Genomic DNA, 13,688 nt, shown 5'->3' with positions numbered 1-13,688 from the left:
CCCGCCCCGTAAGCGCGGACCGGCCGTCCCGGGGAGCACCCGCTCCCCGGGACGGCCGCCGTCGTCCTGCCCGCGGCTCAGTGCCTGCCGAGGAACGGGAAGCGGTACGAGTCCACGTAACCGGGCGCCGGGGTCCCGACCCCCGTCACGTCGTCGTAGCCGCGGACCGCCTTCAGCGAGGCGTCCTTGCCCAGGCCGCGCAGCGAGGTCAGCAGCCCGTCCGCCGCGTCCACCCCGTTGGCGTAGTCGACCCGGACCACCGCGAGGTCGCGGTTCGGGCCCAGCGGGTGGTCGGTGACGTCGTGGTACACCTTCGAGCCGTACCGGGCGTAGATCGACGGGTTGGCGAACCCGATCGGCAGCCCGTGCCGGGCCTGCTGCGCCAGCGCCTGGACACCCGCGACGACCGGCGCGGCCAGCGAGGTGCCGCCGATGCGGTACTCGTCGTAGCCGAGCGAGCCGTCGGGCAGCGTCTGGGTCTGGCCGACCAGGAAGCCGGTGTTCGGGTCGGCGACGGCCGCGATGTCCGGGGCCGTGCGCATCCGCTGCTTGCCGTTGGCCCGGGCGAGCGCGTCGGGCACGATCCCGCGCTGGTAGAACGGCTGCTTCACGGTCGAGCTGGTGCCGCCGCCCGCGCCCGAGGTGTACGCGCCGGGGAAGCCGTCCCAGCTCTTCCCGTCGGCGGAGAGGGTCGCCTTGAGCGTGCCCCAGCCGGTCTCCCACTGGTACGTGTCGTTCCTGCCGACCGCCAGCGCGGTGCCGCCGACGGAGGTCACCCAGGCGGAGTTGGACGGCACGTCGATCTGCTTCGTCCCGGTCGACTCGACGTTGTCGCCGTCGTCGCCGGAGGAGAAGTAGAAGCCGATCCCCTCGACCGCGCCCATCTTGAAGACCTGGTCGTAGGCGGCCGCCACGTCCGGCGTCTCGTTGGACTCCACATCGCCCCAGGAGTTGGAGACGATGTCGGCGAGCCGCTTGTCGACCACCTTGTTCAGGGTGTCCAGCAGGTCCTCGTCGTAGCAGGAGGCCGCGCCCAGGTACACGATGTCCGCGGCCGGCGCGACCGCGTGCACGGCCTCGACGTCCAGGGTCTCCTCGCCGTACCACCCGGAGGCCCCGCACTCCTCGGTCCGGGTGTAGTCGGCCGGCAGCACCTGGCGCAGCTGTCCCTCGCGGTACGGGGCGTCGCCGTTGCGCCGGGCGTACTCGGCGGCGTCCCGCGCGATGGTCGGCGAGGCGTACGCGTCGGTGATCGCGACCGTGACGCCCCTGCCGGTCCACTTCCCCGCCCCGTACGCGGCGCGGAGCTGCTTCCCGGTGTAGCCCTTGACGGCGTACGGCGCCTTCCTCCCGTACGCGTCCGGCAGCGCCGGGGACGTCTTGGAGCCGTAGTACGTGGAGAAGGGCCCGGCGTTGCGGAACACGTCGTCCGGCGGCGGCAGTTCCTCGTCGTGGCTCGACTTGTGCGGGGCGTTGTCCAGGCCGGAGACGGCGAGGACGGCGTCGCCCAGCGCGGCGGGCACCGAGGCGGTGGACGCCGGGGCGCGGTAGGTCCGGTCGCCCTTGCGGTAGTTGTGCAGGCGGGTGCTGAAGGCCCGCTGGGCGGTGGCGACGTCACCGGTGGCCGAGACGTAGTGCTGGTTGGCGCCGGTGACGGTCAGCCCGCTCGACCGCAGCCAGTCCCGGACCCGGTCGATCTGCCCCTGGGTGGCCCCGAACCGGGCCCGCGCCTGCGCGGGGCTCAGGAACTTCCCGTACGCGGCGGAGTCCGGGTCGGACACGGCGGCGGCGTAGGCGGCCAGCCCCTTCGCGTCCCGGCCCGCCAGATGGACCCGGACGGCGACCTTCGCGCCGTCGGCGCTGGCGCCCCGGTCCGCCCCGGCGGTGGCCCAGGCGGGCTTGGTGCCGGCCAGCGCGGCCCGTCCGCCCGGAGCGGAGTCGGCGCTGGCGTTCGGTGACCCGAGGGCGAGCGCACCGGCCAGCAGCGGCAGCGTGGCCACCATGCTCAGCGCGGCGCGACTTCTCGCGCGGCTGGTTCTCATACAACCCCCTGCGATGTGGTCTTCGCGTGTGGACGACATGCACTGGATGGTGTGCACATGTAATGCGCCACTCTGGCGAGGAACACCTCATATGAGGGGCATGCGGAGGCCAAGAATCCATCAAGTGCCCTGCTTCTCCGGGCGGTTCAGCAGGTGATTCGCAGACCCTTCGCGGGCAATGGCCGGGTTTGTCGGGCAGTGGCGGGGCAGGCGGGCGGGACGCCGCGCGGCAGGGCCCTTCCGCGAGGCCACGGGCCTATGCTCACCGGTATGGAGCAGAGCGAAGTGGTGAAGCGGGTGGTGGGCATCCTCACGGAGGCGGGCGAGATCCGCCGGCTGCTGGAGGAGGACGTCGACCGCGACGACCTGGACCCCGACAGCGGCGTCGTCACCGTGCTGCTGAACGAGACGATGCCCCGCATCTCCGTACCCGAGGACGCCTCGGTCCAGGAGGTGGCGACCCTGATCGCCCGGGAGGTCGGCGGCGCGGTCGAACAACTCGTCGGCGCGTTCACCCTGGCCTTCGCGATGCTGGCCCAGGTGCACGACTCCGGACAGACGGACGTGACCTCCGCCGACGTCCTCCAGGACCTGGCGCTGCGCGCCGAACAGATCGGCACCGAGGGGCCGGACGGCCCGGGTGGCGGATCGGGCATCGCCTGATCCGTATCGGCGCGGGGCCCTACGAGAAAGACCCCCGATCCGGCGCGATGCCTGATCGGGGGTCTTTCCCTCGACACTTCTTCGAAGTGCCCTCGGCAGGATTCGAACCTGCGCACACGGCTCCGGAGGCCGATGCTCTATCCCCTGAGCTACGAGGGCGAGTCGCTGTGTTGCTCGGCGACGGGTGAAACACTACCAGCTTCCGAGGGGTGCCCGTGAACAGGTATTTCCGGGCCGCCCGAGGGGGTGCCCGGCGGGCGGCCCGGGCCGGGTCGTCCCCGGCCGGGGACGGGGGTGTGCGGCGTGTTCCGGACGCTTCCGGCCACCGTTCGCGCCACCCGTCCGGGGGCGTAAGTGGGTAAAACCCGGACGCAGCCCCGGAACCGCCCTACTCTCGGAGTGTGTCAGGGGCGTGTGGCCGCGTGCTTGTTGTCGACGACAACAAGGTCATCCGGCAGTTGATCAGGGTCAATCTCGAGCTAGAGGGCTTCGAGGTCGTGACCGCGGCCGATGGTGTCGAGTGTCTTGATCTGGTGCATCGGGTCCTGCCCGACGTGATCACGCTCGATGTCGTCATGCCCCGGTTGGACGGTCCGCAGACCGCGGCCAGACTGCGCTCCGACCCGCGGACCAGACATCTGCCCGTCGCGATCATCAGCGCCTGTACGCCCTACGGGACGGACGGCGGCGCGGCCGAGATCGACGCCTTCCTCGCGAAGCCCTTCGAGCCGACCGAGCTGGTGCGGCTCGTGCGACGGCTGATGGTGCGCGAGGAGCCGCCGTCGCCGGCCGGGCGGCGGGAAGCCGGGACCGCGGAGCGCGCCGCGGGGTGACCGCATGGTGAAACCGGGTCGCGGGGTGCCACCCCTCCTCCCCTACGCTTGTCCCGTGACCCCCGCCGATCTCTCCACGACCGTGCTGCACGCCGTGCGCCGCGCGGTCGACGAGGACGCCCTGCGCGTGGCCGTGCCCGCGCGCGTCCGGGTCGAGCGGACCAGGCCCGGCGGCCGCGGCGACTACGCCTGCGCCGTCGCCCTCCAGCTGGCCGGCCCCGCCGCGCTCCCCGCCAGGGACGTCGCCGAGATCCTGCGGCGGCGGATGGCCCGGACACCGGGCATCGCCGCCGTCGAGGTCACCGGCCCCGGCTTCCTGAACTTCACGCTGCCCGCCGCCCGCGACCTCGGCGCGCTGGTCCGCACGGTCCGGGAGCACGGCACGGCGTACGGCCACGGCGACGCCCTCGCCGGCACCGCCGTCTCCTTCGTACCCGCCGAGGAGCCGCGCGCCCGGGTCGTCACGGACACCGTCGAGCGGCTGCTGCGCTCCCAGGGCGCCGAGGTCGGCGACCGCGCGGCGGACGGCGAGGCGCTCCACGTCCACCCGGTGCCCGCCACCGACCGCGACCTCTTCGCCCGGCTCGGCGAGGACGCCGCGCGCTGGGCCCTGCTGCGGCCCGCCCCGCACGACCGCCCCCGGCACACCGGGAACGGCGAGCTGCTCGTCCAGCGGGAGGGCAACCCGCTCTTCCGGGTGCGGTACGCCCACGCCCGGACCCGCGCCCTGAGCCGGAACGCCGGGCAGCTCGGCTTCCGGGCCGCCTACGAGTGCGCCGTGGACGCCCCCGCGCTCGGGGCGCTGCTCGCCGACCATCCGGCGGTGCTCACCGCCGCGGCCCGGTACCGCGAGCCCGACCGGCTCGCCCGCCATCTGGAGGCCGTCGCCGCGGCCTTCTCCGACTTCCACGACGGCGCCGCCCCGCTCCCCGTCGGTGACGAGAAACCCTCGGCCGCCCACCGCTCCCGGCTCGCCCTCGCCGAGGCCGCCGGAACGGTGCTGGCCGGTGGCCTGTCCCTGCTCGGCATCAGCGCGCCCGAAGTCCTCTGAGAGACCCGAAAGAGCCGAACCACCATGAGCCGATCCGCACACCCCGCCGGTCCCCGCCACGCCGACGTCATGACGGAGGGGCACTACACCGCCCCGCCCGCCGACCTCAACGCCCTGGACGCGAAGGTCTGGGCCCGTACCGTCACCCGCGACGAGGACGGCGCGATCACCGTCGGCGGCCTCCAAGTGACCCGGCTGGCCGAGGAGTTCGGAACCCCCGCCTACTTCCTCGACGAGAGCGACTTCCGGGCCCGCTGCCGCGCCTGGGCCGAGGCCTTCGGGCCCGGCGCCGACGTCTTCTACGCCGGCAAGGCGTTCCTCTCCCGCGCCGTCGTGCGCTGGCTCACGGAGGAGGGGCTCAACCTCGACGTCTGCTCCGGCGGCGAGCTGACGACCGCGCTGGCCGCCGGGATGCCCGCCGAGCGCATCGCCTTCCACGGCAACAACAAGACCGTCGACGAGATCGAGCGGGCGGTCTCCGCCGGGGTTGGCCGCATCGTGCTGGACTCCTTCCAGGAGATCGTCCGGGTCGCGCACGTCGCGCAGCGGCTCGGCAGGCGGCAGCGCGTACAGATCAGGGTGACCGTCGGCGTCGAGGCGCACACCCACGAGTTCATCGCCACCGCCCACGAGGACCAGAAGTTCGGGATCGCGCTGGCCGGGGGACAGGCCGCCGAGGCGGTGCGCCGGGCCCTCACCCTCGACGGGCTGGAGCTCATCGGCATCCACTCGCACATCGGCTCGCAGATCTTCGACATGGCCGGCTTCGAGGTCTCCGCCCGGCGGGTGGTCCAGCTGCTCGCCGAGGTCCGCGACGAGCACGGGGTGGAGCTGCCCGAGATCGACCTCGGCGGCGGCCTCGGCATCGCCTACACCTCCGAGGACGACCCCCGCGAGCCGCACGAGATCGCCAAGGCGCTCGGCGACATCGTGACCCGCGAGTGCGAGGCCGCCGGGCTCACCACCCCGCGGATCTCCGTCGAGCCCGGCCGCGCGATCGTCGGCCCGACCGCCTTCACGCTGTACGAGGTGGGCACGGTCAAGCCCCTGGAGGGGCTGCGGACGTACGTCAGCGTCGACGGCGGCATGTCGGACAACATCCGCACCGCGCTGTACGACGCCGAGTACAGCGTCGCGCTCGCCTCCCGCGCCTCCGACGCCGAGCCGATGCTCGTCCGGGTCGTCGGCAAGCACTGCGAGAGCGGCGACATCGTGGTCAAGGACGCCTTCCTGCCGTCCGACCTCGCCCCCGGCGACCTGATCGCCGTGCCCGCCACCGGCGCGTACTGCCGCTCCATGGCGAGCAACTACAACCACGCCCTGCGTCCGCCGGTCGTCGCCGTGCGCGACGGTGCGGCGCGTGTCATCGTCAGGCGCGAGACGGAGGAAGATCTCCTGCGTCTCGATGTCGGCTGATGAAATAGATGTCTCAGGATCCGGACGGGTGGCAGAATCGCCCGTCCGGTGAGTGAGACTGGTCCACACATCAGATGTAAAGGAATCGAGGTCGGATGATGCGTACGCGTCCGCTGAAGGTGGCGCTGCTGGGCTGTGGAGTGGTCGGCTCAGAGGTGGCGCGCATCATGACGACGCACGCCGACGACCTCGCCGCGCGCATCGGCGCGCCGGTCGAGCTCGCCGGTGTCGCCGTGCGCCGGCCCTCCAAGGTGCGCGAGGGAATCGACCCCGCGCTGATCACCACCGACGCGACCGCCCTGGTCAAACGGGGCGACATCGACGTCGTCATCGAGGTCATCGGCGGCATCGAACCCGCCCGGACGCTCATCACCACCGCCTTCGAGCACGGCGCGAGCGTGGTCTCCGCCAACAAGGCCCTGCTCGCCGAGGACGGCGCCGCGCTGCACGCCGCCGCCGAGCAGCACGGCCGGGACCTCTACTACGAGGCCGCCGTGGCCGGTGCCATCCCGCTGGTGCGCCCGCTGCGCGAATCCCTCGCCGGTGACAAGGTCAACCGGGTCCTCGGGATCGTGAACGGCACCACCAACTTCATCCTCGACAAGATGGACACCAGCGGCGCCGGGTACTCCGAGGCGCTCGACGAGGCCACCGCCCTCGGATACGCCGAGGCCGACCCGACCGCCGACGTCGAGGGGTTCGACGCCGCCGCCAAGGCCGCGATCCTCGCCGGCATCGCCTTCCACACCCGGGTGCGGATCGGTGACGTCTACCGCGAGGGCATCACCGAGGTCACCGCCGCCGACATCGCCTCCGCCCGCCGCATGGGCTGCACCGTCAAGCTCCTCGCCATCTGCGAGCGCGCCGCCGACGGGCAGTCGGTCACGGCCCGGGTCCACCCGGCGATGATTCCGCTCAGCCACCCGCTGGCCTCCGTCCGCGAGGCGTACAACGCGGTCTTCGTCGAGGCCGAGGCGGCCGGGCAGCTGATGTTCTACGGCCCCGGCGCCGGCGGCTCGCCGACCGCCTCCGCGGTCCTCGGCGACCTGGTCGCGGTCTGCCGCAACAAGCTCAACGAGGCCACCGGCCCCGGTGAGTCCGCGTACACGCGCCTGCCGGTCAGCCCGATGGGCGACGTGGTCACGCGGTACCACATCAGTCTCGACGTGGCCGACAAGCCGGGCGTGCTCGCCCAGGTCGCGACGGTCTTCGCCGAGAAGGGCGTATCGATCGATACGGTCCGACAGCAGGGCAAGGGCGGTGAGGCGTCCCTCGTCGTCGTCACCCACCGTGCGTCCGACGCGGCGCTCTCGGCGACCGTCGGGGCGCTGCGGCAGCTCGACACCGTGCGCGGTGTCGCCAGCATCATGCGTGTTGAAGGGGAGTAAGGACCCATGACCACCAAGGGCACCCACCAGTGGCGCGGCATCATCGAGGAGTACCGGGACCGGCTTCCGGTCACGAGCACGACGCCGGTCGTCACGCTCCGTGAGGGCGGTACGCCGCTCGTCCCCGCTCAGGTCCTCTCCGAGCGCACGGGCTGCGAGGTGCACCTCAAGGTCGAGGGCGCCAACCCGACCGGTTCCTTCAAGGACCGCGGCATGACGATGGCCATCACCCGGGCCAAGGAGGAGGGCGCCAAGGCGGTCATCTGCGCCTCCACCGGCAACACCTCCGCCTCCGCCGCCGCGTACGCGGTGCGGGCCGGGATGGTCTGCGCCGTGCTCGTGCCGCAGGGCAAGATCGCGCTCGGCAAGATGGGCCAGGCGCTGGTGCACGGCGCCAAGATCCTCCAGGTCGACGGCAATTTCGACGACTGCCTGACGCTGGCCCGCTCGCTCTCGGACAACTACCCGGTGGCGCTGGTCAATTCGGTCAACCCGGTCCGTATCGAGGGCCAGAAGACCGCCGCCTTCGAGATCGTCGACGCGCTCGGCGACGCGCCGGACATCCACGTCCTCCCGGTCGGCAACGCGGGCAACATCACCGCGTACTGGAAGGGCTACCGCGAATACGCGGCGGACGGCATGGCCACGCACACCCCGCGCATGTGGGGCTTCCAGGCGTCCGGCTCCGCCCCCATCGTGCGCGGCGAGGTCGTCAAGGACCCGTCGACGGTCGCCACCGCGATCCGGATCGGCAACCCGGCCTCCTGGCAGTTCGCGCTGAACGCCCGGGACGAATCGGGCGGTTTCATCGATGAGGTGACGGACCGCCAGATTCTGTCCGCCTACCGGCTGTTGGCCTCCCAGGAGGGCGTCTTTGTGGAGCCGGCCTCGGCCGCCTCCGTCGCGGGCCTGCTGAAGGCCGCCGAGGAGGGCAAGGTCGACCCCGGCCAGAAGATCGTCTGCACGGTCACCGGCAACGGTCTCAAGGACCCCGACTGGGCCGTCGCGGGCGCCCCGCAGCCGGTCACCGTCCCGGTCGACGCGGCCACCGCCGCCGAGAAGCTGGGCCTCGTCTAGGCATTCCCGCGCGTGCCGGACCCGGGCGGTCCGGCACGCGCCCCGGGCTCCGCCCGCGCAGGCAAGAACCCAGCTCAACCACCCCTTTTCGGGACGAGAGCGCACCCGCGGCGTGCGACACGCATCGTGCGCCTCCTGTGCGCCCTATGTCGCCACAGAACCTTCCTTCGATAAGCTGTACCCAACCGCCCCGCCGCGTCTGCCGCGGTGCCTGGGCCGTCGTGGCCGTCGGGCTCTCCGTCACCCCACCCCCCGTCACCACGACTCACGCCGCACGGAGAAAACGCTTCACCACCCCCGCCGCCACCCAAGGAGAGTCGTTCAACCGATGGCCGGTCCCGCCTTCCGAGCCGCCGCCGTCCGGGTGCGCACCCCCGCGACCAGCGCCAACCTGGGCCCGGGTTTCGACGCCTTCGGCCTCTCCCTGGGGCTGTACGACGACGTCGTCGTCCGCGTGGCCGACTCCGGACTGCACATCGACATCGCCGGCGAGGGTGCCGACACGCTGCCCCGCGACGAGAAGCACCTCCTCGTGCGCTCGCTGCGCGCGGCCTTCGACCTCCTGGGCGGCCAGCCCCGCGGCCTGGAGATCGTCTGCGCCAACCGCATCCCGCACGGCCGCGGCCTCGGTTCCTCCTCCGCCGCCATCTGCGCCGGGATCGTCGCGGCCCGTGCCGTGACCACCGGCGGCGAGGCCCGCCTCGACGACGCGGCCCTGCTGGAGCTGGCCACCGAGATCGAGGGCCACCCCGACAACGTCGCGGCCTGTCTGCTCGGCGGATTCACGCTGGCGTGGATGGACGGGGGAGCGGCGCGGGCCCTCAGGATGGACCCCGCAGAATCCATCGTTCCGGTGGTTTTCGTCCCCGGCAAGCCGGTGCTCACCGAGACCGCCCGGGGCCTGCTCCCCCGAACGGTCCCGCACGTCGACGCCGCCTTCAACGCGGGCCGCGCGGCCCTGCTCGTCGAGGCCCTGACCAGGAACCCCGAGCTGCTCCTCACCGCCACCGAGGACCGGCTCCACCAGGAGTACCGCGCCCCCGCGATGCCCGAGAGCGTGGAACTCGTCAACCGACTGCGCGCGGACGGCGTCCCCGCGGTCATCTCCGGTGCCGGGCCCACCGTGCTCGCACTGACCGAGGACGGTGCGGCCGAGAAGGCCGCACGGCTGGCGGGCGAGGGCTGGGCGGCCAACCGCCTCGCGCTCGACGCCCAGGGCGCGAGTGTGCTGCCGCTCGCTCCGTAGCGGAGAAGATTGCCGGTGAGGGAGAGGGGGAATGTTTGTTGGAGCCGGTAGTGTTAACCTCAAGTCAGCAATCGACGTCTCAGTGGCGCGTTGCTTCGTGTCCCGTTCCGGGACCACCGATTCTTCCGGGAGCCTCCCCAAAACTGCCTGAGCAGCCTTTCTGAGCAGTTTCGTGCACGCTCCGGAACCGGCACGACACCCCTCGTTCGTCCAGGAGTGGGCCGAGCAGGGGGATGCTCGCGCCGGACCCCACGCACACTTTCATCTCTCCGCCGTACCCCGGCGGGACCACCGCCCCGGCACGGTCCGCAAAGAAGACCGCAGTCGGACAGCACAACCGGTCGCCGAGCCAGAAGGCCGACGTCCGCTCCAGGGAAGGACCCTTCGTGAGCGACACCACCGATCTGATGGGCGTGACTGCCGACAAGACCGTCGACAGCGCCGCGCCCGCCGAAGGTGCTGCCACTGGCACCACCGCACGGCGCCGCCGCTCCGGCACCGGCCTTGAGGGCATGGTCCTGGCCGAGCTGCAGCAGGTCGCGTCCGGCCTCGGTATCAAGGGCACCGCGCGGATGCGCAAGGGCCAGCTGATCGAGGTCATCAAGGAGGCGCAGGCGGGCAACGCCGCGCCCAAGGCCGCCGCGCCCGCCGCGACGGCGGAGACCAAGCCGAAGCGCCGCGCCACCTCCAAGGCGCGCACCGGGGACGAGTCCGCGGCCGCCGAGCCCGCCGAGAAGAGCGCGGCCCAGCAGCAGATCGACATCCCCGGCCAGCCGGCCAGCGAGGACCAGCCCGTGGTCGAGCGCCGTCGCCGCCGGGCGACCGCGCAGGCGGGCAGCCCCACCGAGACCAAGGCGGAGTCCAAGCCCGCCGAGGCCAAGGCGGAGGCGTCGGCCGAGCCCAAGGGCGAGGAGCGCGCCGAGGCCGCCGCCGACACGGCCGAGGGCCGTCGCGGCGACCGCCAGGACCGTCAGCGCGGGGAGCGCGGGGAGCGCGGGGAGCGTGGCGACCGCCGCGACCGTCAGCGCGACCGCCGGGGCAAGGGCGACGACCAGGGCCAGCAGGGCGGCCAGCGCCAGCAGCGCCAGGGCCAGGGCCAGGGTCCGCAGAGCGGCCCGCAGGACGACGGCTACGACGACGAGGCCGGCGGCCGCCGGGGCCGTCGCGGCCGCTACCGCGACCGCCGGGGCCGTCGCGGCCGCGAGGACTTCGCGGGCGAGGTGCCGGTCTCCGAGGACGACGTCCTGATCCCCGTCGCGGGCATCCTGGACATCCTCGACAACTACGCGTTCATCCGGACCTCCGGCTACCTGCCCGGCCCGAACGACGTGTACGTCTCGCTCGCCCAGGTCCGCAAGAACGGCCTGCGCAAGGGCGACCACGTCACCGGTGCGGTGCGCCAGCCCAAGGACGGCGAGCGCCGGGAGAAGTTCAACGCCCTGGTCCGCCTCGACTCGGTGAACGGCATGGCGCCCGAAACCGGCCGCGGCCGCCCGGAGTTCCAGAAGCTGACCCCGCTCTACCCGCAGGACCGGCTCCGCCTGGAGACCGACTCCAACGTCCTGACGACGCGGATCATCGACCTGGTCGCCCCCATCGGCAAGGGCCAGCGCGGTCTGATCGTGGCCCCGCCGAAGACCGGCAAGACCATGATCCTCCAGGCCATCGCCAACGCGATCACGGTCAACAGCCCCGAGTGCCACCTGATGGTCGTCCTGGTCGACGAGCGTCCGGAAGAGGTCACCGACATGCAGCGGTCGGTGAAGGGCGAGGTCATCTCCTCGACCTTCGACCGCCCCGCCGAGGACCACACCACCGTCGCCGAGCTGGCCATCGAGCGCGCCAAGCGTCTCGTGGAGCTGGGTCACGACGTGGTCGTCCTGCTGGACTCCATCACCCGCCTCGGCCGCGCGTACAACCTCGCGGCCCCCGCCTCCGGCCGCATCCTGTCCGGTGGTGTCGACTCGACCGCGCTGTACCCGCCGAAGCGCTTCTTCGGTGCCGCGCGCAACATCGAGGACGGCGGTTCACTGACCATCCTGGCCACCGCGCTCGTCGAGACCGGCTCGCGCATGGACGAGGTGATCTTCGAGGAGTTCAAGGGCACCGGCAACATGGAGCTCAAGCTCGACCGGAAGCTCTCGGACAAGCGCATCTTCCCGGCGGTGGACGTCGACGCGTCCAGCACCCGCAAGGAGGAAATCCTCCTGGGCAGCGAGGAGTTGGCGATCGTCTGGAAGCTCCGCCGGGTGCTCCACGCGCTCGACCAGCAGCAGGCGATCGAGCTCCTCCTGGACCGGATGAAGAAGACCCAGTCCAACGCGGAGTTCCTGCTCCAGATCCAGAAGACGACACCGGCCCCGGGCAACGGCAACGACTGACGTCGCTCCCGCCCGGCCGCCGCACACAGGGCCGCCCCCGCCACTTCGGTGCCGGGGGCGGCCCTGTGTCGTACACCGTGTCCGGACCGAGACCTTTGCCACACCCCGGGCCGGCGCCGAAGGGCGGCGAGATGGCTGTACCGCTCAAGAAACCGCAGGTGAGCGGGGAATTACCGGGTGTCCGCGCGGGCCGGGAACCCGGCGTCTCCTCACGCCGGCACAACGGGTGGCTGTGCAACCCTTTTTGGTAGGGCGACGTCGTGAGAAGTACCGACAAGTCGTCGATACCCGGTTTGTCGACGAGTCCGTCGACGCGTTCCGTACCCGCACACCACTGCTTGGGGGTAGCCGGGCGAGGCCGAGGAGCTAAGGAGACCCATGACCGAGCAGAACGGGAGCGGCGGCCGAATACGTCCCACCGGTAAGCGCCGGAAGAAGCCCTCCCGCCGCCGCAGGGCGACGGTGATCGCCGCCTGGACCCTGGCCGGGGCCGTGGTCGTCGGCGGCGCCGGACTGGGGTTCGCGTACGTCAAGCTCAACGGCAACCTGAAGTCCGTCGACATCAACGCCGCCCTGGGCAAGAACCGCCCCCAGAACGTCGACAACGGCTCCCAGGACATCCTCGTGCTCGGCTCGGACTCCCGGTCCGGTGCGAACGGCGAGTACGGCGCGGACGAGGGCACCGCCCGCTCCGACACCGCGATGGTCCTGCACGTCGACAAGGGCCACCGGACGGCCTCCGTCGTCTCCATCCCGCGCGACACCCTCGTCACCCGCCCCGACTGCGTCAGCGACACCACCGGCCGACCCGTCGCCGGGCAGCAGCGGGCGATGTTCAACACGGCGTACGAGGTCGGCGGCCCGGCCTGCGCCGTCAAGACCGTCGAGGCCATGTCCGGCATCCGCATGGACCACTACCTGGAGGTCGACTTCACCGGCTTCAAGAAGCTCATCGACCAGCTGGGCGGCGTGGAGATCACCACCGCCGCCCCGATCGACGACCCCAAGAGCCACCTGAAGCTCGCCGCCGGCACCCACACCCTCGACGGGGAGCAGGCGCTCGGCCTGGTCCGCACCCGCAAGAGCGTCGGCGACGGCAGCGACCTCGGCCGCATCCAGCTCCAGCAGGCGTTCGTCAAGGCGCTGATGGACCAGGTCAAGAACGTCGGGGTGTTCTCCAACCCGAAAACCCTGTTCGACCTCGCGGACACCGCGACCAGGACCGTCACCACCGACTCCGACCTCGGCTCGGTGAAGGAGCTCACCGCCTTCGCCAACGGCCTCAAGGGGCTCGGCTCGAAGAACGTCCACATGGTCACCCTGCCCGTGGAGTACGACCCCACCGACCCGAACCGGGTCGTCCCGCTGGAGCCCGGCGCCACCGAGGTCTGGACCGCGCTCGCCCACGACCGGCCGATCCCGGCCTCCGCCACCGAGCACTCGGCGGGTGACAAGGGCGCCGCGGGCAGCGTCGTCCACTGACCGGAGCCCCTCCCGGGCCGGGGGAATAGTTCCGGACCGCCCCCGGTTTTGGGAGATACGACTGGTCCTGGCAGACTGGTACGTCGGCCCCGGTTCACGGACGCGCAAT

The 13,688-nt window shown here is 72.1% G+C and carries 10 protein-coding genes and 1 tRNA gene; 9 read left to right on the top strand and 2 right to left on the bottom strand.

Features of this window, described 5'->3' with window-relative positions; all coding sequences use genetic code 11:
• Nucleotides 1-77: 77 nt before the first annotated feature.
• Nucleotides 78-2,042 (bottom strand): S53 family peptidase, encoded by a 1,965-nt coding sequence (locus ACWC97_RS05515; protein ID WP_450647603.1) that lies wholly within the window; start codon nt 2,040-2,042, stop codon nt 78-80.
• A 258-nt stretch (nt 2,043-2,300) separates the two neighbouring features.
• On the opposite strand from ACWC97_RS05515, the gene ACWC97_RS05510 reads away from it, so the two are divergent.
• Nucleotides 2,301-2,705: a hypothetical protein gene (locus ACWC97_RS05510; protein WP_352277157.1), complete on the top strand. Its 405-nt coding sequence runs from the start codon at nt 2,301-2,303 to the stop codon at nt 2,703-2,705.
• A gap of 87 nt (nt 2,706-2,792) precedes the next feature.
• On the opposite strand, the gene ACWC97_RS05505 is transcribed toward ACWC97_RS05510, so the two are convergent.
• Nucleotides 2,793-2,864: transfer RNA gene (locus ACWC97_RS05505), tRNA-Arg, on the bottom strand.
• 263 nt (nt 2,865-3,127) lie between these two features.
• Between ACWC97_RS05505 and ACWC97_RS05500 the strand changes: the two genes are divergently transcribed.
• The 8 genes from ACWC97_RS05500 to ACWC97_RS05465 all read left to right on the top strand — a co-directional run bounded on the left by ACWC97_RS05500 (nt 3,128) and on the right by ACWC97_RS05465 (nt 13,579).
• A complete protein-coding gene (locus ACWC97_RS05500; protein ID WP_352277159.1) occupies nt 3,128-3,538 on the top strand; it encodes a response regulator in 411 nt (136 codons plus the stop codon).
• Nucleotides 3,539-3,593: 55 nt separating this feature from the next.
• Nucleotides 3,594-4,589 (top strand): ArgS-related anticodon-binding protein NrtL, encoded by a 996-nt coding sequence (nrtL, locus tag ACWC97_RS05495; RefSeq protein ID WP_450647601.1) that lies wholly within the window; start codon nt 3,594-3,596, stop codon nt 4,587-4,589.
• A gap of 24 nt (nt 4,590-4,613) precedes the next feature.
• The gene (lysA, locus tag ACWC97_RS05490; protein ID WP_352277163.1) at nt 4,614-6,005 is read left to right on the top strand and encodes a diaminopimelate decarboxylase; all 1,392 of its coding nucleotides are present in this window, start codon (nt 4,614-4,616) and stop codon (nt 6,003-6,005) included.
• A gap of 98 nt (nt 6,006-6,103) precedes the next feature.
• Nucleotides 6,104-7,393, top strand: coding sequence for a homoserine dehydrogenase (locus tag ACWC97_RS05485; RefSeq protein ID WP_352277345.1), 1,290 nt, complete (start codon nt 6,104-6,106; stop codon nt 7,391-7,393).
• A gap of 6 nt (nt 7,394-7,399) precedes the next feature.
• Nucleotides 7,400-8,470, top strand: a complete 1,071-nt coding sequence (gene thrC, locus ACWC97_RS05480; protein ID WP_402400979.1) for a threonine synthase — start codon at nt 7,400-7,402, stop codon at nt 8,468-8,470.
• A gap of 328 nt (nt 8,471-8,798) precedes the next feature.
• A complete protein-coding gene (gene thrB, locus ACWC97_RS05475) occupies nt 8,799-9,716 on the top strand; it encodes a homoserine kinase (protein ID WP_450647599.1) in 918 nt (305 codons plus the stop codon).
• Nucleotides 9,717-10,102: 386 nt separating this feature from the next.
• Entirely contained in the window at nt 10,103-12,097 is a 1,995-nt protein-coding gene (gene rho, locus ACWC97_RS05470) for a transcription termination factor Rho (RefSeq protein WP_450647597.1), read from the top strand.
• A gap of 378 nt (nt 12,098-12,475) precedes the next feature.
• Complete coding sequence (locus ACWC97_RS05465) at nt 12,476-13,579, top strand: LCP family protein (RefSeq protein WP_392280800.1); 1,104 nt, start codon at nt 12,476-12,478, stop codon at nt 13,577-13,579.
• Nucleotides 13,580-13,688: the final 109 nt, after the last annotated feature.

The organism is Streptomyces sp. NPDC001108, from assembly GCF_053598535.1.
The sequence above is the reverse complement of the archived record's forward strand: the minus strand, read 5'-3'. Positions and strand labels throughout refer to the sequence as shown.